Here is a 22,118-nt window from a genome sequence, read left to right on the forward strand (position 1 = left end):
CCCATCAGCATGCTGGTCTTCCTCACCGACCACATCGTCGGCGGCATCGCCATGGTGGTCGAGCAGAAGGCCACCCTCGCCGGCCAGCGTCGCCGTGCCCTTCCGGAGCGGATGCTGGCGGGTCGCGTTCGCCCCACAGCGGCCAATCTGGCGGGCCGGTTCCGGGCTCTGACCGCACGCGGCGACGTCGGCGGTCAGGCGGCGCTGCAGGTGGGCGAGATCCTGCAGGGTACGGGCGGCACGGTCGCGGGCGCGGTACGCGGCCTGGCGGCAGGGCTTCCCGCAGGAGACGGCCCACTAGTAAGAATCGCGCCACACGGTGCTCGTTTGGGCCGCGTGGCGCGATTCTTACCGGCAGCCCCAGTTGTGTGGTGCGCGTTTGAGGGAGTACGCCGCCTCCGGCAGGTCGTCCCGGACGCGGATCATCCAGCGGGCGAGGTCGGTCGTGAGGGTGGCGCGGATCTCGGCGAGCGCCGGATCGTCGTACCGGTTGTCCAGCTCCGCCGGGTCGGCCTCCAGGTCGTAGAGCTCGCCGGCGCCGCGCTCGTCCAGGAGCAGCTTCCAGCGCTCGCGCCGGAGCATCACCGTCGTGCCGGCCTGAGTGACGGTGTTGAGCTCGTCGAAGGTGCGGCCTTCGTACGGGAAGTGCAGCGGAGGGCGCTCGTCGACGCCGTAGGACAGCCCGCCGAACCCGCGTTCGCCGTACCCGGTGGCGAACTCCTCGGCCGGGTACTGAGCGCCGGTGAGCAGGGGCCACAGGCTGCGGCCCTGGACGCCGGGCGGGATCTCGGCGGCGAGGGCGTCGCAGATCGTCGGTAACAGATCGGCGAGCGAGACGAAGTCAGTGCGGTTGACCGAAGGCCGTACGCCCGGCCCGGCCATGGCGAACGGGATGCGCATCAGGCACTCGGGCATGCCGGCGCCCTTGCGCTGCAGGCCGTAGTCGCCGACGTAGTCGCCGTGGTCGGCGACGAAGAACACCAGCGTGTCCGTGTCCCGCCCGGTCTCACGCAGGTGGGTGAAGAACCGGCGGAGCTGGTCGTCGATGAGCCGCAGCATGCCGCAGTAGTTGGCGCGGTAGCGCCGCCACTCGGCGTCGTAGCCGGGCCGTTTCTCCTCGATCAGCTCGCGCAGCCAGGCGTACGTGCCGCCCTTGCGCGCGGCGCCTTCGGGGCCTGCGAGCCGTTCCGGCACCTCTTCGGGGTCGAACAGGCTGAAGTACGGCTCCGGCACCTGGTACGGGTTGTGCGGTTCGGGAAACGACAACCAGGTGAAGAACGACCGGTCGGCGGGGGTCCGATCGATGGCGTCGATCGCGCCGTCCACGATCCGGTACGGGAACTGGCTCTCCACCGGGAACGGCGTCGGCTCGTGCCCGACCGAGTGGTCCATCTCGGTCAGCCACCGCTCGAAACGGGCCTGCTCGGGCGTCGCCGCGCCGTCCGGGCCGCGATCATGCCAGTACGGTGCCGCGAACGTGTCGAAGTCGGCCCGCTCGCGGTGGAAGTGCGTCTTGCCCGCCAGGTGCAGCGCGTACCCGGCGGCGCGAAGCACGTCCACCAGGTCGGCCCCGCGCAGCACGTGCTGGGCGGCGCTGTTCTGCCGGACGCGGTGCGCGGACGGGTAGCGCCCGGTGAGCAGGCTGATCCGGGCGGGCACGCACAGCGGCGAGGTGGTGTACGCCCGCTGGAACCGCGTCCCGCCGCCCATCAGCTCGTCGAGGAAGGGCATGGTGTCCAGGGGGAAGCCGCTCGCGGCCGTCCAGTCGGCCCGCTGCTGATCGGTCATGATCAGCACGATGTTGGGTCGGTTCACGGTGCTCCGTCAGCGCTCGGCGTACATCGGTTTGGTGTAGTCCGTCCGCGGCTTCCAGTTGGGGAAGGCGTAGTCGTCCAGGCTGACCTGCGCGCCCTTGCCCTTGGCCGCCGCGATCGCCGCGTCGCGCTGCCTGGCGCTGTCGCTGGACAGCTTGGTCAGCGCCGCGCGCACGTCGGTGACGTCGCCGGTGAGCGCGCCCTGGACGATGTCCCCGAGGGTGGGGGTGACCGGTTTGGTGGCGATCTGCACCTGCTGGAGGTCCTTGTTGCCGGCGATCGGCTCGGGGGCCAGAAAGACGCTCTCCTTGAACCAGCCGATCAGCTTCTTGTAGGCGGGGTGCGCCTGGGACTGGTCGACGACGGAGATGTCGCGCGGCGGCTGCGACATGGTGTCGGCGACCCGGCGCGAGTACTCCTCCGTGGTGAAGTGCTCGCTCAGCAGCTTGCTCGCCAGCGCGGCGTTCTTGCTCGTCGAGGACAACCAGTAGTCCCCGGGCTGCGGCACATGGTAGGTGGCCACTTCGGTACCGGCCTCCGGCGTCAGGATCGGTCCCACGCCGAGCTTGTCCGCGAAGCCGGGCGTCGCCTTCAGCGCCACGCCGGGGCACCAGGGGCCGTCGAAGTAGTACGCCGCGATCCCGGCCGTCCACCGGGCCCGGGCCACATCGTCCAGCCAGGAGTTCGCCCCGGGCACCAGCACCTTGTCCCGGCTCAGCGAGACCAGGAACTCGATCACGTTGAGGTACTCGTCGGAGTGGAAGGCGAATTCGCCGTTGCCGTAGCGGACGCCGCCGGCCCCGGCGAACCCGGCCGCCTGCGCCAGGTCGTTGACCTGCTCGGCCAGCCGTATCGGCATGCCGATGTTCCACACCCAGCCGTACGTCTGGCCGTCGCCCTTGCTCTGCACCGCGCGCGCCGCGGCCCGGAACTCGTCGTACGTCTTCGGCGGCGCCTCCGGATCCTGCCCGGCACGCGCGACCAACTCCTTGTTGAACCACGTCACCGCGGAGTAGGTCTGGTGGCTGAAGATGGGGAAGGCGTAGATCTTGCCGTCGAACAGGTGCAGGCCCTCGATGAGCGAGTCCTGGACCCGGGCCTTCGCCTCGGCGCTGAGCTCCAGCGGCTGCGACCATCCGGCGGCGACGAGCGCCGCGGCGGGCAGCGTGAGCCCGGCGTTGCTGCGCAGGTCGGGGAGCTGATCGCTCTGTTTGGCCAGTTGCAGTGCCTGGCCCAACTTCGCGGGGTTGTAGTACGTGTACTGGACGGGGGCGCCGCCGGGGCTCTTGGCGAACTGGGCGAAGATTTCCTTCTTCGCCGACTGGAGCTGGTTCTGGTGGTCCCACCAGGTCAGCGAGTTGCCACCACCAGCACCGCCACCCCCACCGCACGCACTGGTCGCGGCCATGGCCGTCAGGGCACCCGCCGCGGCGAGGAACCCTCGCCGAGTCATCGCGGTCATCGGTCCTGCCTTTCAACCGCGCGGCCCGTGATCGTGTCGTGAAAAAAATGTTGCCGCGTGGCAAATTCATTCTTGCCACGCGGCATGCCGCGCGGCAAGACTCTTCACTACTGAAATGTCGCCGGCTTCCGACCCGAAGGTGAACGACCTTGGTGACCCAAAGAGATGTGGCACGGCTGGCGGGAGTCTCCGTACGGACCGTGTCCAACGTCGTCAACAACTTCGCATACGTGTCCGAGGAGACCCGCGCCCAGGTCCAGCAGGCCCTGGACGAGCTCGGCTACCGGCCCAACGTCGCGGCGCGCAGCCTCAACCTGGGGCGCTCCAACCTGCTGGCCCTCGTGCTGCCGCTGGACGTGCCGTACTTCACCGAGCTGGCCGCCCACGTGGTGGACCAGGCGGAGGAGCGCGGCTACACGGTGCTGATCGACCGCACCGAGGGGGCGGCGGAACGGGAGCGGCAGATCGTCATGCGGCGGGACCGCTCAGCCCTCTTCGACGGATTCATCTTCAGCCCGCTCGGCCTGACCCCCGACGAGCTGCGTGACTGGGCGGGCGAGTGCCCGGCGGTGACGCTGGGCGAGGTGCAGGTAAAGGGCGTGGACCACGTCGCCATCGACGACACCGCCGCCGCCAGGAGCGCCACCGCGCACCTGGCCTCCCTGGGCCGGACGCGGATCGCCGCCATCGGCCTGGTGGACCGGCCGGTGGGCAACACCGCGGCGCACCGGTCGGCCGGATACCGGCAGGCGCTGGAGGAGGCGGGGCTGCCCCTGCGTACCGAGCTCACCGCGCCGGTGCTGCGCTACCAGCGCCAGGACGGCCGGCTCGCGATGGAGCGGCTGCTCGACCTGCCGGAACCGCCGGACGCGGTGTTCTGTTACAACGACCTGCTGGCGCTCGGCGCGATGCGGGCGATCCTGGCGCGAGGTCTGCGGGTGCCGCAGGACATCGCCGTGGCCGGGTTCGACGGCATCGAGGAGGGCCGGTTCGCCACCCCGCCGCTGACCACCATCGTGCCCGACAAGGAGAAGATCGCCGAGCTGGCCGTGCGGCGCCTGCTGGAGCGCGTCGAAGGCGACGACAGCGCCCCCGTACAGCTTGAGGCGCCGTGGCGGCTGATGGTCGATGAAAGCACCACGGGCGCGCGCGGATGACGGTCGCACTCCCCTCCCCGGCGCGCCGGCGCCGCGACCGCACCACCCGCTACGTCTGGCTGTTCCTGACCCCGACCGTGCTCCTGTACGGCGCGTTCACGGTCTACCCGATCGTCGGCAGCTACGTGTACTCCCTCACCGACTGGAACGGGTTCGACGCGAGCCCATCGTTCATCGGCCTGGCCAACTACCAAGAGGTCCTGGCCGACCCGATGTTCTGGAACTCGTTTCGGCTGACGCTGGCGTTCATGCTCGTCGCGGTGCCGATCCAGGTGCTGGCCACCCTGCTGATCGCGATCGTGCTCAACTCGCCGCGCATGCCGCTGCGCAAGTTGTTCAGGACCGCCCTGTTCCTGCCGGTGGTCACCACCACGGCGATCGTCGGCGTGGTCATGCAGTTCGTCTTCGACCCGGCCAGCGGCCCCGTGAACCTCGCGCTGCGCGAGGTCGGGCTGGCGCCGGACGGCATCGACTTCCTCGGGCAGTCCTCGACGGCGCTCGGCACGACGATCGGCGTGTACGTCTGGAAATGGTTCGGCATCACGCTGGTCTACTGGCTGGCCGCGCTGCAGACGGTGCCGAACGAGGTGTACGAGGCGGCCCGACTCGACGGCGCCGGCGCCCTGGCCACGCTCCGCCACATCACCATGCCGCTGCTCAAGCCCTTCCTGGTGATCATTACCCTGCTCTCGATCGAGGCGTCGCTGCAGGTCTTCGACCTCGTCCTGACCATGACGAACGGCGGCCCGTTCTACTCGACCGAGGTGATCGAGGTGTACATCTACCGGTTGGCCTTCGCCGCGACGGTCCCCCGACTCGGGTACGCGTCCGCGGCCGCCGTGCTGTTCGGCCTGTTCGTGTGCCTCGTCGGCATGTTGCAACTGCTCGCGGTGCGCGCCACCCGCCGGACCAAGGGGATGGCGTGAACGCGGCCACGATCCTGCGCCGGCTGCCCTGGTGGCTGGCCGCTGCCGCGCTCGCCATCGGCTGCCTGATCTGGATCTACCCGTTCCTATGGATGGTCTCGGCGTCGTTCAAGACGTCGGCCGAGGTGTTCACCAAGGGGCTCGACCTGCTGCCGGACGCACCGGAGTGGGCCAACTACGAGCGCGCGTGGGTCGAGGCGGAGTTCGGCACATACCTGCTCAACACCGTGATCGTCACAGTGTGCACGGTGGTGGTCGTGGTGGCCAGATGCGCCATGACCGGGTACGTCCTCGCGCGTCACGAGTTCCGCGGCCGCAAGATCATCATGGGCGTCCTGGTGGCCACGCTGTTCGTCCCGGCCGGGTACACCATCATCCCGCTGGTCGACCTGTCCCAGAAGCTCGGCCTGCTCAACTCGCTGACCGGCATCGTACTGGCGATGTCGGGCGCCGCGAACGTGGCGGCCATCCTGCTCTATTTCGGCTACTTCCGCGGCATCCCCAAGGAGCTGACCGAGGCCGCGCTCATCGACGGCGCCGGCTTCGCCACCATCTTCTTCCGCGTCATGCTGCCACTGGCCAAGCCAGTGACCGCCACGGTCACCGTGCTGACCTTCCTGTCCACCTGGAACGCGTTCTTCCTGCCGCTGGTCTTCACGTTCTCGCGGCCCGACCTGCGCACCGTCAGCGTCGGCATGCTGGCGTTCGTCGGTGAGAACACCACGGATTGGTCGGGCATGGCCGCCGCGGCGACGATCTCGCTGCTGCCGGTCGTCGTGCTGTTCATCGTGCTGCAGCGGTACTTCATCGAGGGCATCGCCGGTGCCGTCAAATCCTGATCTATCGAAGGTGAGCATTGTGCCTGACAATTCCATGATCCCCCGTCCCGAGTATCCGCGGCCGCAGTTCGTCCGCGACGAATGGCAGTGCCTGAACGGGACGTGGCAGTTCGAGCGTGACGCCGGCGACTCCGGGCTGGAGCGAGGGCTGCTCGACCAGGAGCTGAGCGGCGAGATCGTCGTGCCGTTCTGTCCGGAGGCGCCGCTGTCCGGCATCGGCGACCCGGACTTCCACGAGGCCGTCTGGTACCGCCGTACCGTGCGGGTGCCACAGAGCTGGGCCGGGCGGCGGGTGCTGCTGCACTTCCAGGCGGTGGACCACGACGCCACCGTGTGGGTGGACGGCGTGGAGGCCGGGCGGCACCGTGGCGGGTTCACACCGTTCAGTTGCGGCTTGACCGGTTCGGCCGATCCGGGGCACACGTACACGGTGGTCGTACGGGCCCGCGACCCGCGGAGTGGTTCGCAGGCGCGGGGCAAGCAGGCGACCACGTACGAGGGGCACGGCGCGCACTACGGGCGCACCACCGGCATCTGGCAGACGGTGTGGTGCGAGCCCGTGCCCGCCCAGCACCTCGGCCGGCCGCGGATCACGCCCAACGTCGCCGCGTCCGCGTTCCGGATCACCGTGCCGGTGTCGGCCGCCCGCGCCGGGCACCAGGTACAGGTGACAGTGTCGGACCAGGACGGAGAGGTCGCGCGGGCGCGGGCGCGCGCCGACCTCGACCTCGCCCCCGAGGTGTGGCTGCCGCTGCCGCAGGACCGCGTCCGGCTCTGGTCCCCCGAGGACCCCCACCTGTACGACGTCCGCATCGACCTGCTCGACGGCGACGGCACCGTGATCGACACCGCCGCCAGCTACGCCGGGCTGCGCTCGGTCTCCATCGACGGCCATGCCGTGCTGCTCAACGGCGAGGTGCGCTTCCAGCGGCTCGTGCTCGACCAGGGCTACTACCCCGGCGGCCTGATGACCGCGCCCTCGGACGAGGCCCTGCGCCACGACATCGAGCTGGCCGTGGCCGCCGGTTTCAACGGCGCCCGGTTGCACCAGAAGGTGTTCGAGGAGCGGTACCTGTACCACGCGGACCGGATGGGGTTCCTGGTGTGGGGCGAGTTCGGGGACTGGGGCGCCAACACCGGCGGCAGCTCGTCATGGGACAACCAGCGGCCGACCGCCTCCTTTGTGACGCAGTGGCTGGAGGCGGTCGAGCGCGACTACTCCCATCCGTCCATCGTCGGCTGGTGCCCGCTCAACGAGACCTTCCAGAAGCTGCACGACCGGATCACCGTGCTCGACGACGTCACGTGGGGCATGTACCTGGCCACGAAGGCGGCGGATCCGACCCGGCCGGTGATCGACGCGTCCGGGTACGCCCACCGAGTGCCGGGGGCCGACGTGTACGACTCGCACTGCTACGAGCAGGATCCCGAGGTGTTCGGCAAGCTGATGGCCGGGCTGGCGGACGGGAAGCCGTACGTCAACGCCGGCCCCGACGGGACCGCGTGGTCGGTGCCGTACCAGGGGCAGCCGTACTTCTGCAGCGAGTTCGGGGGCATCTGGTGGAACCCGGACGCGCCTCCCGAGGAGCAGTCCTGGGGTTACGGCGAGCGGCCCGCCAGTGAGGAGGAGTTGCAGCGGCGCTTCGCCGGGCTGGCCGGAGCGCTGCTGGACGATCCCCGGATGTTCGGCTACTGCTACACGCAGCTCACCGACGTCTATCAGGAGCAGAACGGCGTCTACCGTTTCGACCGGTCGAGCAAGCTGGACGTCGCCCGGATCCGCGCGGCGCAACTGCGACCGGCGGCGATCGAGCGGGCCCGATCGGAGCATGGGCGATGACGTTACGACGGACCTTCGCCGTCGCGGTGCTCACCGCGGGGGCGCTGCTGGCGGCGACGGCGCCCGCCCTCGCGGTGCCGCCGCCGCCCGCGACCCCTGCGGAGGGGCGCACGATCGAGGTCAGCGGCCGGGTCGTGGACGCCGGCAGCGGCGCGCCGATCGAGGGGGCCGGCGTGCACGCCTCGCGGAGCGACGTGTTCGCCACGACCGCCGAGAACGGCACATTCGTGCTGGCCGGCGTGCCGGAGAGCAGCGCGCTCGTGGTGGCCGGCAAGGAGGGGTACGCGTTCGCGTCCACGACCGCGGCCGGTTCGGTCACCCTCGAACTGGCCAGGGACACCGATCCGGCGCGACAGGAGTACCCGCGCCCGGACGCCGACCGGCGCCCGTTCACCGGCGACACGTGGCTGTCGCTGAACGGGTCCTGGTCGTTCGACTTCGATCCCGGGAATGTCGGGGAGCGCGAACGCTGGTACGCCCCTGGGCACGCGTTCGGCAAGGCGATCCGGGTGCCGTTCGCGTACCAGTCGCTGGCCGCGTGGGGCGAGGAGGAGCTGGCGACCAAGGAGATCTTCCGCAGCGCATTCGCCGGTTACCGGGGGACGGTCTGGTACCAGCGGTCGTTCACCGTGCCCAGGGACTTCCCCAAGCAGCAGGTACGGCTGCGCGTCGGGGCCGCCGACTGGGGCGCGGCGGTCTGGCTCGACGGTGAGCCGGTGCTGCCGTACACCGGGAACGGGTTCACCGAGATCAGCGCCGGGCTGGGCGCGCTGGCTCCCGGTTCGACGCACACGGTGACGATCCGGGTGGTGGCCCCGCCGACGACGCCCGAGTCGCCGTACCCGATGGGCAAGCAGACGGGCGAGCCCAACGGGGCGGACACCGGCTGGTTCAGCGACGTCGGCGGGATCTGGCAATCGGTGTGGATCGAGCCCTACGCGGGGGCGCGGCTCACCGACACGCGGGTGACACCCGAGCTGACCTTCGAAGGGGACGCGCGCACGCCGTCCGTGGCGGCCGCGCGGATCGACGTCGCGGCCGATGGCGGGCAGCGCGCCACCGTGCAGGTGAGGGGCCCCGATGGCAAGGTGGTCGGCAGCGCGGACGTACCGCTCAAGGACGGGCGCGGGACGGCGCGGATCCCGATCGCGCGGCCGCGCCTGTGGGAGCCGGACGATCCGGCCCTGTACACCGCCGACTTCCGTCTCGGGAACGACGACGGCGTCCGGACGACGTTCGGTCTGCGGACGATCGAGCGGAAATGGGCCCCCGGCCACCAGAACGAGTACCAGTACGTGTACCTCAACAACCGGCCGGTCTACCTGAGGGGCGTGCTCGACCAGGGCTACAACCCGTGGGGCCTGTACACCTACACCGGAGTCACCGCCGGCCCCGACCTGCGTACCGGGACCGAGAACGAGCCGGGCCGCGGCTCGATCCTGCTCGACCTGAAGAACGCCAAGAAGCTCGGCTTCAACGTGGTCAGGAACCACCTCAAGGTCAACGAGCCCGCCTACTACCATTGGGCGGACCGGCTCGGGCTCATGATCTGGTACGACATGCCCAACGCGGGCTGGCACTCCCTGGGCGCGGAGGCGGAGCGGCTGTTCGAGGGGCTGCTGCGCGCCACGCTCAAGCGGGACCACAACCATCCGTCGATCGTGATCTGGACGATCTTCAACGAGGCGTGGGGGCTCGGCAAGGAGCCGTGGCAGCAGCCGATCCCGGCGGAGGCGTTCCCGTACGTCCGCAGGATGGTCGAGGTCACCCGCGACACCGACCCGTCGCGGCTGATCGTGGACAACTCCGCCTGCTGCCAGAACGGCCACCTCGACACCGACCTCAACGACTTCCACTACTACCTGGCCGGCTACGACGAGTGGAAGAAGCTGCTGGACGGGTTCGACGTCCAGGTCAAGCCGGGTTCCACCTGGAACTTCAACGACGGTGCCCAGAGCGGGCAGCCGTGGCTGAACTCCGAGTTCGCCATCAGGTCCGGGCAGGCACCGCACACGTTCGGCCTGTTCCGCGCCTATCCCAAGCTCAACGGGTACGTCGGCGTCCAGCTCGCCGAGACCGAGCAGGAGGTGCAGAGCCCGGTCACGTTCGACCGGCAGCCGAACTGGCCGGAGTTCGTGGACCATCACGGCAGGCCGCGCGGCATCGACCTGTTCCAGGGTGACGACGCGATCTCGCTGATGGGCACGTCGGCCCGGACCGTCGAACGCGGCGACGCGATCGAGGTGCCGGTCAAGGTCAGCCACTTCGGCGACACCGACCTGTCCCGGGCCACGCTCCGGTGGAAGATCGGCGGATACGACGACAAAGGCCGCTGGGTCGCCAACGCGGACGGCGGCGGTTCGCGGCCGTTCGCCCCGGAACGCTACACCGTGACCGACGCCGGCACCGTGTCGGTCACCGCGCCGGCCAAGTTGCGCAACGGGTACGTGTGGATCTGGCTCGACACCGGCGGCCGGACCGTCGCCGAGAACTACCTGACCTTCGACGCCCCCGCCCCCGACGGCGGTTTCTCCCCCGGCGCGGTGACCGCGCAGGAATGGACCGGCGGAGCTCAGGCCAGGACCACCGGTGGGTCCGACTGGGTAACCGGTTACGGCCGCGGCCACTTCGAGTACGAGGTCCAGTTGCCCGAGAAGGTCCGCACGGGCCGGCCGCGCGGAGCCACCCTGATCGCGGAGGTCGCGGCCGCCCAGCCCCGCGGCTGGTACGACCCCAACAACGTGACCACCGCGCGCCGCTACCCCGCCCGCCTCACCGTGTCGGTCAACGGCACCGCGCTGCCGGTGATCGAGCTGCCCGACGATCCCCACGGTCCGACGGCGCTGGCCGGTCGATCACGGGGTTCCCTCGTGGCCGACTTCGGCAACCGCTATGGCTATCGAATCGCCGTCCCGATCACCGCACGCCAACTCGGCGACGGGGACACCGTCACGCTGCGCTTCGCCTCCAACGGCGGCGGGCTGTCCGTCTTCGGCGTCCGCTCGGGCCGCCACGGTGCACCGCCCACGCTGGTCAGCGGCCGGGTCTCCGTGCCCGAGGAGCGTCCCCGCTTCCGGGCGGTCGACTCCCGGCTCTCGGTGTACCAGGCGCCGGCCGCGATCTCCACCGCGACCGGCGCCGGGACGGCGATCGTCTCCGTCGTCAACGACACCGCCAGGACGGCGCGCAATGTTCGCGTGCGGCTATCGGCCCCCAAGGGCTGGACCGCGACCGCCGCCGAGCCGGACGTGATCAGCTCACTGAAGCCCGGCGAGGCCCGTCACGTCGCGTTCACCGTACGGGCGGGATCGACCGTGCTGACCGGCCGGACCGCGGACTTCACCGCCACCGCGAGCTGGGACGGGCACGCGATCCAAGCGATCAGCAGAACGACGGTGACCTTCGCCCCCGAGGCCTACCCCGAGGTCGGCGTGGACGACACCTTCGACACCGATTCCAGCGCCGCCTACACGGTCCACAAGCCGTCGGCGACCGAGGCGTCGCCGCAGCTGACCTTCGGCACGGGAACGCTGCGGGCGCAGGGACCGGGCGCCTACTACGGCCTGGTCTCCCACGGCTCCGGGCCGAAGAGCTCCCGGGCTGTCGTGATCGTCGACCATGACCGGTGGGCCGGCACCGGGAAGGGGCAGGACGCTCTCTTCAACGGCCTGGTCAAGGACGAGCGCAACTACGTCACGGCTTGGACCGGGATCAAGGGCCAGCACGGCATCGACATCAGGATCGACGGCAGGCTCACCGCCGCCTCCGGCGCCACGGGGGTGCTGGAGCCCGGCGACCGCTGGGCATTCGTCCTCGACGGCAACTCGATCAGCACCTGGGTCGACCGCGGGGATGGCTGGGGCTGGTCCCAGATCATGACGGGCACGACACAGGGCCGCATCGACTTCACCAGGCCCGGCGCGCTGGATGGCTGGCACTACGCCGTGGGCCTGCGCGGCAACGCCGGCCCCCAAGCGATCGGCCGCCTCGAAGGCCGCAGCGACCCCGGCTGAGAAAGGGGCCGGCGACCATGACCGTCACCGGGCCGCTCCCGGTGCGGCTCGGTACGGCGATCACCTCGCGATCGTTCGCAGGAGGTTGCGGGCCTCCTCGACCATCCGGCCGCTGCCCTTGCACGCGGCCGTCAGACTATGGCGCTGCACGAGGCGCTGCACACGCTACTGGGCATCGTCAGCCGCTACGAACTTGCGCCTGCAGAAAATTCCATCCATGCAGGTCAAGCAGCATGTGAGTACTCGTGAAGGACGCCGCCAAGCCGGTCTCATCGGCGTATGTTCAGGTCGGTGATTCGCGTCGGATCCGTGATCGGGTCCGGGACAGTACGCAGCGGGGCGGCTTGAGCCAGGGCTTGATGGGCTCGATGCCGGTTGTAGAACAGGACGCCTCTTCACCAACTCGCGATGCCGGCGCAGGACGGTATCCGGCCGGATGAGAAGCTGCAGTCGACGCAAGATCTCGCGGGGCAGCGCGGTCAGGAGAACGGCGAGAAAGGCCCAGTCCTTGGGGGCAGAGCTCACTCTGGTGTCGACGCCGAGTTGGCGTTCAAGGACGGTGATCTGGTGGCGCAGGGCGAGTATCTCCACGTCCTTATCCCGAACCCCATGGGCAGCAACCGCAGCGCGACGAACGCGTTCGTGACGGTGAGGTAGGGCAGGCGAAGGAGCACTGCGCCTGCCGATAATTCCATCCATGCAGGTCAAGCGGCATGTAAGTATTCGTGGAGGACGCCGCCGAGCCGGTCTCGTCGGCGTACGTTCAGATCGGTGATTCGCCCGGGGTCGATGATCGGGTCTGGGGCGGGACGCAGCGGCGCTGCTTGGTCCAGGGCTTGATGGGCCCGGTGCCGGTTGTAGAAGTGTTCGTACTCGCGCAGGGCGTGCCGCAGGTGGTGTTCGTTCCATACGAGGCAGCGGTCGAGGAGCTCTCGTCGGCACGACTGCACCCACCGCTCCATGATCGAGTACATCCGCGGCATCCGGACACCGGTGAGCACCGTCTTGATGCCGGCCTCGGCGAGAACCTCGTCCATGAGGGCCGGGAACTTGCCATCCCGATCTCGGATCAGAAAGCGCGCCCGACAGCCCGCATCCTCCAGATCCATCACCAGATTCCTGATCGCCTGGATGACCCAGCTCGCGCTCGGGTGAGAAGTGGTGCCGAGCACACGGACACGCCTGGTGGCATGCTCGATGACCGCAAGGATGTACTGGCGTTGCCCGCTGAGAGTGACGGTCTCGATGAAATCACAGGCCATTAGGGCGTCGGCTTGCGAGCAGGGTTCTCCCGGACCAGGCGCAGGATGAGGGCGCGGATGGAGCGGACCGTGGGCGGGCGCCCACGTCGCTTCTGCCGGCAGATGCGGGCATGACGCCGTTTCATCAGATCGCGGTGCCACCGTAGGACGGTGTCCGGCCGGACGAGAAGCCGTAGCCGGCGCAGAACCTCGCGGGGCAGCGAGGTCAGCAGAGCGGCGAGCAGGGCCCGGTCCTCGGGCGCGAATCTGACTTTGGTGTCGGCGTCGAGTTGACGTTCAAGGACGGTGATCTGGTGACGCAGGATGAGAATCTCCACGTCCTTGTCCCGATCACTCATGGGCAGCAACCGCAGCGCGGCGAAGGTGTCGTGACGGTGAGGTAGGCCAGGCGAAGGAGCACAGCGGATCATCCTGCCGTACGCGCTTCCGTCTCCGGGGTGACCGGAACTCGCGTAGGCCACGCGGAGCCCTCGCAGAGTCATGACCTGGGTGGATGTAATTATCGGCAGGCGCACATTTCTCCTCAGGGACAACGGTTCCCAACGGGTCTCCTCAGTTACCGGCGAGACCGTACCGAAGCTGAGCGTCCGAGAGGTCTGATTCCAAGTAACTGACAGGAAGGCGGTGCACCGGTTCTGGTCATCATCCAAGCAACGTGGCTCGGCGCGGCCGGGGAGCGGTCAAGGACTTTGGAGAGCCAGGGGCGCTCCGAAGCCAGAGCTCGGGTACGCAGTGCTCGCCCGCGCCCACACCGCCGGGACCGTGACGGGCGGGGTGTGGGTCACCGTCGACGAGGCCGGACGAGCCACGGCAGACGGTCGTGAACGGAGATGTCACGCGCCGTCGATGATGTCGAGGACGGCGCGCACCGGGTCGGCGGCCCGGTAGTCCGCGCTCAGGTCCCGCGCCCGGCGTCGGAACGTCGGCTCGTCCAGTACCCGTCGGACGGCCTGCCCGACCGCGGCGGTCTCCGGTCGGCCGGTGCGCAGGTCGACGCCGACGCCGAAGTCCGCGACCCGGGCGGCCACCGCGGGCTTGTCCTCGCTGCCGCCCGCTACGACGAGCGGCACGCCGTGGTGCAGGGCGAGCTGCACGCCGCCGTACCCGCCGTTGGTGACCACGACGTCGACCAGCGGGAAGAGCGCGTCGAACGGGATGAACGACTCGACGCGTGCGTTCGACGGCACGCGTAGGTCGCCGGGGGCGAGCTCGCGGCCGCCGAGCCCGGCCACGACGAGCACGTCCTCGTCGGCCAGCGCGTCGAGCGTGGGTTGGACAAGATCGGTCAGGTCGTGGTTGGCCACCGTACCTTGGGTGAGCGCGACGACCCGGCGCTGCGACAGCTCGGGCCACCACGAGGGCGGCTCCCATGCGGTGGGCGGTTCGGGCGGCAGGGCCCCGACCAGCCGCAGCGTCGGCGGCGCATCGACCCGGGGGTACTCGAAGGACGGCACGGTGAGCTGAGCGAACACGTCGGGCAGCAGGACCTGCGCGTCGCTGATCACCGGCAGCGTGTCCGTCGCGCCCAGCCCTGCCATGACCTGCTGGGCGTGCGCGGTGGCGCCGGCGAGCTGCGCGGCGAGTTCGGCGTTGAACGCCGCAGCCGCTCCCCGCACGTCGAGCCCGGCGCTCGGGGGAGGAGGCCCCATCATGGTCAGCTCGGCCCCGCTGAGAGTCAGGGGGAACACCCCGAGGCCGACGGTGCGCCGCGGCCGGATCCCGGGCGCGCCCAGCAGCTGCGGCCACGTCCCGTAGAAGGCGGCCTCGTGGACGACGGCGGCGTCCGGCTGCTCCGCCAATACCTCCTGCAGCACGGCGTTCTGCGCCGGCGCCATATCGGTGAACCAGCCGAACATGGCCTGCAGGAACGCCGGGCCCGGCGCCAGCTTGTGCAGCCACGGCTGTAGCTCACCGAGGCGGCGGTCGTCGAAGTCGGCCGGTCCGGCCAGCGGGACGAACGCCGCTCCCGCCGCTTCGGCCTGCGACGCGAACCGACTGCCGCTGACGACTGTGACCCGCCGTCCGGCGGCGACGAAGTGGCGGGCGAGGTTCAGGACCGGCCGGATGTGACCGGTGAGCGGGGTCGCGGCGAGCACGATGGGTGCGGCTGTCATGGGAGGGCTTCCTCGGGGTCGACGGAGGTCGGCCCGCGGAGGCGGCCGACCCGATGAACCCGATTCTCGCCACCCCCGCTCGCTGAAGACCACCGGACACCGACCGGACACCGCCGGTACGGGCGGACGGCCGAACTCAGTCCCGTCCAGAGACGGTGTCGGCACGCCGGACAAGCTCCCAGAACCGCTCACCGAGCTCATCGGTGTCCAACGGGGCTGCGTCCGACTCCGCCACGCCCTCCCACCACTGTGCCGACGCCACATCACCGAGGTCGGCCGCCACGGCCGCGGCCACGCCCGCCAGGTGTGCCCGCGGCCGGTGCCCGTCCCGCTGGGGGGCCAGCCCGCCAGCGACGGCGAGCATCACGGCCGCGTCGTCCAGGCGTCCTTCGCCGCGGGCGGCCTGCGCGCACTCCGCAAGGACTGCGGCCACCGAGAATCCGCTGCCCAGCTCCTGCGCCGTGGCTGCGGCCGCCCGCCAGTGCCGCGCCGCCGCGGACCGATCACCGCGCAGCAGCGCGCCGTCCCCACGGCCGATGGGCACGTGCACGGCCGCCCACACGTCGCGTTCAACGTCGAGGCGCTCCTTCATGTGGGCCTCTGCCCTGGCCAGCAGAGCCCCCGAACCATCGAAGTCCTCCAGGCGCAGCGCCGCCGCCGACGCGAAGATCGCCGCCTCCGTGGCCAGCGAGACGTCGTCGATCCGCTCGGCCAGCCGCATTGCCCGCTCCGCGGTGGCGAACAGGTCCGCGGCGACGCGGTTGAACCCGGCGCGCGCCACCAACCAGCGGGCCCGGCCCCGCTCGCTCAGGTCGTCCTCGTGCAGGCGGTCGGTCCAGGCGAGGCCTTCGTGGGTGTGCCCGGTCATCCACAGCGGCAGCCACACCGACCACAGCAGCTCGGCGGCGTCGTCGTGCCGGCGGGCGTCGACGAGTTGGTCGAAGCCGAGCCGCAGCACGTGGCGATCGACCTCGACCTGCTCGACCGCCGTCATGTCGCCGCGGCCCCGGATCCGCGCACCATGTTCGCGCGCCGCCCGCAAGGCCCATTGGGCCACGCCCCGACGGACCTGTTCCCGGTCAGTCGGTTCGAGCGTCTCGAGCGCGTACCGGCGGACCGGTTCCAGCAGCCGGAACCGCGCGACCAGCCCTGCGTCGTCGCCGCGGGTGACCAGTGAGTGCTCGATCAGCTCGGCGAGCGCACCCACCGCACCGGCCGCGTCCTGCGCAGCGATCGCGTCGACGGTGTCGAGGGAGAAGCTGCCCGGGACCATGGCGAGTCGGGGGAGCAGTCGCCGGGCCGCGGGGCCGAGCATCCGGCAGCTCCACTCGATGGTTGCCGCCATGGTGCGTTGCCGCGCCGGCAGGTCCCGCGGGCCGGCCACGGGCAGATCCGTCAGCTGATCGACCCGCTTGAGCAGTTCCCGTGGCCCGAGTCGGGCGGCCGCGGCGGCCAGGAGCTCGATGGCCAGTGGCAGCCCGTCGGCCCGCCGGCACAGCTGCGCGACGGCACCGTCGTCCCCACTCCCGGCGGGCGGTGGCGCGCCGGCGGCGGCCAGCCGCTCGCCGAAGAGCCGCACGGCCGCAGCCGGGCCGAGCGGGGCGATGCGCACCTCACGTTCCCGGCGCACCCGCAGCGGGACGCGGCTGGTGGCCAGGACCACCGCGTCGGGGGCTGCCGCCAGCAACTCGACCAGCTGCGGGCCGCAGGCCGTCACGCGCTCCAGGTTGTCGAGCACGAGCAGGGCCGACGTCCCGGCGAGGTGCGCGGCGAGGTCGGTCACCGTGTCGGCGTGGGATCCCGCGGCGCGGGCCACGACGGCGACGGCGTCGTCGGGGTCGGTGACGTCGGTAAGGTCGGCGAAGTACACGCCGCCCGGGTGATCGGCGGCCACCACATCCGCAGCCACCAGCGCGACGGTGGTCTTGCCCACCCCGCCCGGGCCGGTGAGCGTCACCAGCCGGCCCGGCGTGGCCCGCAGGGCAGCCACGATCTCGGCGACCTCATCGTCCCGCCCGACCACCGGGACGGCCGGAGGCGACGGCGGGCGGGTCGTCAACGTGCGGGGCGGCATTTCGAGGGCCCCGTCCCCGGCCCGGCCCAGGGTGGACAGCAGCGCCATGCGGTCGGCGTCGCGGAGCTGCAGCGCCGAGGCCAGCGATCGCACGGTGTGCGGCTGGGGCTGGGTCCGCCGCCCGCGTTCCAACGCGCTGACCGCGTCGACGGACAGTCCGGCGGCGGCGGCCAGCTCCTGCTGGGTCAGCGACCTGGCCTCCCGTAGTTCACGCAGCATGGCCGCGAAGCTGCTCGTCCTCCGCGCTGGTCCCAACGAGTCGTTCACAAGCTCGATTATGCCCACCAGGGCAGAGGCGGTGTCCGGGCGGTGTCCGGGCGGTGTCCGGTTGCCGGGCAGTACCCCCGATGTTCATGCTCGACGGTGACAGAACGAACCAGATAGCTAGGAGATCGACGGCATGCTCCCCCAAGCCCTCCACGCACTGCGCGAGGCGATCAACTCCCACGTCCCGGAGCGGATCGCCGGCTGCTTCACCGACGACTACGTCGCCGAACGACCGCTGCGACCGGCCGAGGGGTTCATCGGTTCCCACCAGGTCGCCGCGAACTGGATGAAGATCTTGGCCAGCCTCCCCGACCTGCAGGCCGAGATCCTGCGCCACGCCCAGAACGGCGACGAGCTGTGGTCGGAGTGGGAGTACCGGGGCACCGCCCCGGCCGGGGCGACGGTCGTGCTGCGCGGCCCGGTGGTGCTCACCACCCGCGACGGACGGATCGCATGGGCCCGGTTCTACCCCGACCCGGTCACCATGGTCGGCCCAACCCACACCACCGTCTCCCGGGTGCTGGACGCCCCGGCCGAACGGATCTTCGCGGCGCTCCGCGACCCCCGCCGCCACCCCGAATTCGACGTCACCGGCCTCCTGCGGCACGCCGAAACCTCCCACCCGGTCGACGCCGTCGGCGACACCTTCGTCATGGCCATGCACAACGACGAGATGGGCGACTACCGGATCGAGAACCACGTCGTGGCCTTCACCGAGAACCGGGTCATCGCCTGGGCGCCCGGCCAACCGGGTCAGCGCCCGACCGGTCACCGCTTCACCTGGAAGCTCACCCCGACCGACGACGGCCACACCGAGGTGACCCAGACCTACGACTGGACGGCGGTCACCCACCCGGCAGAGGTGCCTCGCCTGCCGGTCGTCTCCGCCGACGAGCTCGACGGGTCGTTGACCCACCTGGCCGCGGCGGTGGCGTAGGGAAGTCGAAGGACTCGGGCGCAGTCCGTGTACCGGCTGAAGCGACATTTCGCGACGGTCCCTAATGGTCATGGCGACGTAGGGGTGCAGGGGGTGCCGCGAAGAACTGTGCGCCTGCCGAGAATTCCATCCATGCAGGTCAAGCGGCGTGTGAGTACTCGTGGAGGACTCCGCCGAGCCGGTCTCGTCGGCGTATGTTCAGGTCGGTGATTCGTTCGGGGTCCGTGATCGGGTCCGGGACGGTGCGCAGTGGGGCGGCTTGGTTCAGGGCTTGGTGGGCTCGGTGCTGGTTGTAGAAGTGTTCGTACTCGCGTAGGGCGTGCCGCAGGTGGCGTTCGTTCCAGATCAGGCAGCGGTCGAGGAGTTCGTGGCGGCAGGACTGCACCCAGCGTTCCATGATGGAGTTCATGCGGGGTATCCGGATGCCGGTGAGTATGCTCTGGATGCCTGCGTCGGTGAGGATCTCGTCCACGAGGGCGGGGAACTTCCCATCCCTGTCTCGGATCAGGTAGCGCGCCTGGCAGCCGGCGTCTTCCAGATCCATCATGAGATTCTTCATCGCCTGGATCACCCAGTTCGCGCTCGGGTGAGCGGTGGCGCCTAGCACGCGGACGCGCCTGGTGGCGTGCTCGATGACAGCCAGGATGTACTGGCGCTGGCCGCTCAACGTGACGGTCTCGAGGAAATCGCAAGCCAGCAGGGCGTCGGCTTGCGAGCGCAGGAAGTCGGCCCACGTGGTGGACGCCCGCTCGGGCGCCGGATCAAGACCTTCCTGTTTGAGGATCTCCCAGACCGTGGACGGTGCGACCTTGATGCCGAGTGTGCCGAGTTCACCGTGCACCCGCCGATAGCCCCAGCCAGGGTTCTCCCGGACCAGGCGCAGGATGAGAACGCGGATGGAGCGGACCGTGGGCGGGCGCCCAGGCCGCTTCGGCCGGCAGGCACGGGCATGACGCCGCTTCAACAGATCGCGGTGCCACCGTAGGACGGTATCCGGGCGGACGAGAAGCCGCAGCCGGCGCAGTACCTCGCGGGGCAGCGAGGTCAGCAATGCGGCGAGAAAGGCTCGATCCTCTGGAGTGAATCTCACCCTGGTATCAGCGCCGAGCTGCCGCTTCAGCACGGTGATCTGATGACGCAGGGCAAGTGTCTCGACATCCTTGTCCCGATCGCCCATCGGCAGCAGCCGAAGCGCGGCAAAAGCGTTCGTGACGGTCAGGTAGGCCAGGCGAAGGAGCACGGCTGATCATCCCTGCCGCACGCGTTCCCCTTCCGATGACTTGAGCTCGCACAGCCTAGGGGAAGCCCTATAAGGCCACGACCTGGGCGGATGGGGTTATCGGCAGGCGCAGTGCCGGTTGGTAGATGCGGCGGGCCGGGAGCCGAGGATGCCACTGACCTTGGCCGGGTGCCCCACGTCGACGCTGGTCAGCGATATCCGTTGGATTTTCCGCGATTACTACCGGGCCCCCTCGTCCGGCGGCCGCCGCTTAACCATGGCCGACCGCGCCGACCGCGCACCTCAACGGCCGGATGACCGCGCGCGAGCGCTCACCCCGCCCGCGGACGACGGGTGTACGCGGCATCGGCCGTGTCCGCTTCACCACCGGTGTCATAGGCCGCTCCGTCGTGAACCGACTCCTGGAACCGGGGCACGGCGTCACCCGCTCCCGTCTGGCGGCCTCCGGCCGGAACCGCCGGGGAAGCCCTCGGCCGCGCGTGCGGTATCCACCTAATCGCCCCGAACACCTGGACAGGGGCATGATCAGCCCTAATTCTTTGCCTCGATGTCGCCGTTCCATCACATGGATGAAGTGTTCACGTCGGTCCGCAGGAGTTGGTTGACCAAGTCGTCATGGTTGTTTTGAACAGGAGTTAGCCCAGGTGTCTCATTCTCGTCGTACCCTCCTCACCGGCGGTGCCGTCGGCGTAGGTCTTGCCGTCGCCGGTAGCCTCCCGTCCCTGGCCCAGTCCCACCCGGACCGGCCCCGCCCGTCGGCCGGGAGCGGCCACCTGCCCTTCCCGCCGCTCGTGGACGACCCCGACGGCATCCTGGCCCTGCCCAAGGGCTTCAAATACTCCGTGGTCACCAAGACCGGCGTCACTCGGCTCGACGGCGGCCAGGGAACGACCCCGTCCGACCACGACGGCATGGCCGTCTACGACGCCGGCCGCGACCGTTACACCCTGATCCAGAACCACGAGATCGACCCGGGTGCCGAGTTCGGCGTACCGCACGTCAAGGGCACTGTCTACGACCCCGGCGCCGTCGACGCCGGTGGCTGCACCGTAATCAGGACTGACCGCGCGGGCCGCAACCACGGCGAGTTCGTCGCCCTCTCCGGCACCATCGCCAACTGCGCGGGCGGGCCCACCCCGTGGGGGACGTGGCTGACCTGCGAGGAGGCCGAGGAGCGGGCCGGGGATTCCTGGAAGGAGAACGGCAAGTCCGGCGTCTTCCAGAAGGACCACGGTTACGTCTTCGAGGTCTCGGCCGACGGCAAGGCGGACCCGAGGCCGATCAAGTGCCTGGGCCGCTACGCCCACGAGGCCCTGGCGATCGACAAGGACCGCACCAAGATCTACCTCTCCGAGGACGCCGACGGGCCCAACGGCCTCTTCTACCGCTGGACCGCGCCCAGCGGCGTCAAGCTCGGCCCCGGGGTGCTCACCCGCCTCGCTCCGGACGCCGGCGTCCTCGCCGCGATGCAGATCATCATGGATGACGGCTCGGTGCTGCCGGACGTCGCCTACCTGACCTCCGCCCAGCTGGGCCGCCCCTTCCCTGTACGGTGGATCGAGGTGCCCGAGCGCGACGCGCGGACCAAGACCGTGCGCGAGCAGTTCGCCGACGGCCAGGTTACCCGCGGACGCAAGTTCGAGGGCGTGTGGGGCACCGACGAGGGCGTGTACGTGGTCAACTCCTACGCGTGGGACGAGGGTGACCTCCCGGCGGACGCGGCCTCGCACGATGGCATGGTCTGGTTCTACAACTACCGGGCCCAGACCATCCAGCTGGTGACGTACTTCCCGCACCAGACCGCGTCGGAGGAAGGCACCCCGACCAAGTACAGCGACCTCACCTTCGACGGCCCGGACAACGTCACCGTCACCCCGTGGGGAAGCCTCGTGCTCGCTGAGGACGGCTCGGGCGCCTCCCACGTGCTCAGCTCGATCCCGGGAGGCCCGACGTACGCGATCGCTCGCAACCAGCTCAACGACTCGGAGTTCTGCGGCCCGACCTTCACCGCCGACGGCAAGGTGCTCTTCGTCAACATGCAGGACCCCGGCCTCACCCTGGCCATCACGGGCCCCTGGGAGAAGTATTTGGGCTGACGAGCCCGATCGACCGGCAGAGGGTGCGGAGCAGCTCGGTCCTGGCACGTTCGGTCCCGCCAGAACAGGGTCCTGAC

At 70.1% G+C, this 22,118-nt stretch carries 15 protein-coding genes; 8 read left to right on the forward strand and 7 right to left on the reverse strand.

The genetic code is table 11. The annotated features are described in order from the left end of the window. Nucleotides 1-348 precede the first annotated feature (348 nt). Nucleotides 349-1,815 carry a sulfatase-like hydrolase/transferase gene (locus ACIBQX_RS48355; RefSeq protein ID WP_397017169.1) on the reverse strand — a complete coding sequence of 489 codons (1,467 nt, stop codon included), beginning with the start codon at nt 1,813-1,815 and terminating at the stop codon, nt 349-351. Nucleotides 1,816-1,824: 9 nt separating this feature from the next. After that, the gene (locus ACIBQX_RS48360) at nt 1,825-3,276 is read right to left on the reverse strand and encodes an extracellular solute-binding protein (protein ID WP_397017171.1); all 1,452 of its coding nucleotides are present in this window, start codon (nt 3,274-3,276) and stop codon (nt 1,825-1,827) included. A 152-nt stretch (nt 3,277-3,428) separates the two neighbouring features. Here ACIBQX_RS48360 and ACIBQX_RS48365 point away from each other — a divergent pair, with 152 nt between their 5' ends. From ACIBQX_RS48365 to ACIBQX_RS48390, 6 genes are all read left to right on the forward strand, one after another. Next, the gene (locus ACIBQX_RS48365) at nt 3,429-4,433 is read left to right on the forward strand and encodes a LacI family DNA-binding transcriptional regulator (RefSeq protein WP_397017173.1); all 1,005 of its coding nucleotides are present in this window, start codon (nt 3,429-3,431) and stop codon (nt 4,431-4,433) included. Further along, on the forward strand, nt 4,430-5,359 hold the full coding sequence (locus ACIBQX_RS48370) for a carbohydrate ABC transporter permease (protein ID WP_397017175.1): 930 nt from the start codon (nt 4,430-4,432) through the stop codon (nt 5,357-5,359). The genes ACIBQX_RS48365 and ACIBQX_RS48370 overlap by 4 nt, the downstream gene beginning before the upstream one ends. Beyond that, nucleotides 5,356-6,198: a carbohydrate ABC transporter permease gene (locus ACIBQX_RS48375; protein WP_397017177.1), complete on the forward strand. Its 843-nt coding sequence runs from the start codon at nt 5,356-5,358 to the stop codon at nt 6,196-6,198. The genes ACIBQX_RS48370 and ACIBQX_RS48375 overlap by 4 nt, the downstream gene beginning before the upstream one ends. Nucleotides 6,199-6,217: 19 nt before the next feature. Next, on the forward strand, nt 6,218-8,038 hold the full coding sequence (locus ACIBQX_RS48380) for a glycoside hydrolase family 2 protein (RefSeq protein ID WP_397017179.1): 1,821 nt from the start codon (nt 6,218-6,220) through the stop codon (nt 8,036-8,038). Beyond that, on the forward strand, nt 8,035-12,051 hold the full coding sequence (locus tag ACIBQX_RS48385) for a glycoside hydrolase family 2 TIM barrel-domain containing protein (protein WP_397017181.1): 4,017 nt from the start codon (nt 8,035-8,037) through the stop codon (nt 12,049-12,051). The genes ACIBQX_RS48380 and ACIBQX_RS48385 overlap by 4 nt, the downstream gene beginning before the upstream one ends. A gap of 408 nt (nt 12,052-12,459) precedes the next feature. Further along, nucleotides 12,460-12,708, forward strand: a complete 249-nt coding sequence (locus tag ACIBQX_RS48390; protein ID WP_397017183.1) for a hypothetical protein — start codon at nt 12,460-12,462, stop codon at nt 12,706-12,708. Nucleotides 12,709-12,755: 47 nt separating this feature from the next. Here ACIBQX_RS48390 and ACIBQX_RS48395 read toward each other — a convergent pair whose 3' ends face one another. The 4 genes from ACIBQX_RS48395 to ACIBQX_RS48410 all read right to left on the reverse strand — a co-directional run bounded on the left by ACIBQX_RS48395 (nt 12,756) and on the right by ACIBQX_RS48410 (nt 17,720). Then, nucleotides 12,756-13,223, reverse strand: a complete 468-nt coding sequence (locus ACIBQX_RS48395; protein WP_397017185.1) for an integrase core domain-containing protein — start codon at nt 13,221-13,223, stop codon at nt 12,756-12,758. 89 nt (nt 13,224-13,312) lie between these two features. After that, on the reverse strand, nt 13,313-13,651 hold the full coding sequence (locus ACIBQX_RS48400) for a hypothetical protein (protein WP_397017187.1): 339 nt from the start codon (nt 13,649-13,651) through the stop codon (nt 13,313-13,315). A gap of 495 nt (nt 13,652-14,146) precedes the next feature. Then, nucleotides 14,147-15,427 (reverse strand): nucleotide disphospho-sugar-binding domain-containing protein, encoded by a 1,281-nt coding sequence (locus ACIBQX_RS48405; RefSeq protein WP_397017189.1) that lies wholly within the window; start codon nt 15,425-15,427, stop codon nt 14,147-14,149. Nucleotides 15,428-15,563: 136 nt separating this feature from the next. Continuing rightward, complete coding sequence (locus tag ACIBQX_RS48410; RefSeq protein ID WP_397017191.1) at nt 15,564-17,720, reverse strand: ATP-binding protein; 2,157 nt, start codon at nt 17,718-17,720, stop codon at nt 15,564-15,566. Nucleotides 17,721-17,901: 181 nt separating this feature from the next. Between ACIBQX_RS48410 and ACIBQX_RS48415 the strand changes: the two genes are divergently transcribed. Further along, a complete protein-coding gene (locus tag ACIBQX_RS48415; RefSeq protein WP_397017193.1) occupies nt 17,902-18,705 on the forward strand; it encodes a nuclear transport factor 2 family protein in 804 nt (267 codons plus the stop codon). A gap of 139 nt (nt 18,706-18,844) precedes the next feature. Here the strand turns inward: ACIBQX_RS48415 and ACIBQX_RS48420 are convergent, their stop codons facing one another. After that, nucleotides 18,845-19,945, reverse strand: coding sequence for an integrase core domain-containing protein (locus ACIBQX_RS48420; protein ID WP_397017195.1), 1,101 nt, complete (start codon nt 19,943-19,945; stop codon nt 18,845-18,847). Between the two features lie 644 nt (nt 19,946-20,589). Between ACIBQX_RS48420 and ACIBQX_RS48425 the strand changes: the two genes are divergently transcribed. Then, the gene (locus tag ACIBQX_RS48425; RefSeq protein ID WP_397017197.1) at nt 20,590-22,041 is read left to right on the forward strand and encodes an alkaline phosphatase PhoX; all 1,452 of its coding nucleotides are present in this window, start codon (nt 20,590-20,592) and stop codon (nt 22,039-22,041) included. Nucleotides 22,042-22,118 lie beyond the last annotated feature (77 nt).

Source organism: Nonomuraea sp. NPDC049714 (assembly GCF_044465295.1).
Taxonomy (GTDB): Bacteria; Actinomycetota; Actinomycetes; order Streptosporangiales; family Streptosporangiaceae; genus Nonomuraea.

Coding starts and splice junctions, on each gene's coding strand:
- ACIBQX_RS48360 (WP_397017171.1), bottom strand. CDS start 3,276: ATGACCGCGATGACTCGGCGAGGGTTCCTCGCCGCGGCGGGTGCCCTG.
- ACIBQX_RS48370 (WP_397017175.1), top strand. CDS start 4,430: ATGACGGTCGCACTCCCCTCCCCGGCGCGCCGGCGCCGCGACCGCACC.
- ACIBQX_RS48385 (WP_397017181.1), top strand. CDS start 8,035: ATGACGTTACGACGGACCTTCGCCGTCGCGGTGCTCACCGCGGGGGCG.
- ACIBQX_RS48390 (WP_397017183.1), top strand. CDS start 12,460: ATGCCGGCGCAGGACGGTATCCGGCCGGATGAGAAGCTGCAGTCGACG.
- ACIBQX_RS48400 (WP_397017187.1), bottom strand. CDS start 13,651: ATGAGTGATCGGGACAAGGACGTGGAGATTCTCATCCTGCGTCACCAG.
- ACIBQX_RS48405 (WP_397017189.1), bottom strand. CDS start 15,427: ATGACAGCCGCACCCATCGTGCTCGCCGCGACCCCGCTCACCGGTCAC.
- ACIBQX_RS48410 (WP_397017191.1), bottom strand. CDS start 17,720: ATGCTGCGTGAACTACGGGAGGCCAGGTCGCTGACCCAGCAGGAGCTG.
- ACIBQX_RS48415 (WP_397017193.1), top strand. CDS start 17,902: ATGCTCCCCCAAGCCCTCCACGCACTGCGCGAGGCGATCAACTCCCAC.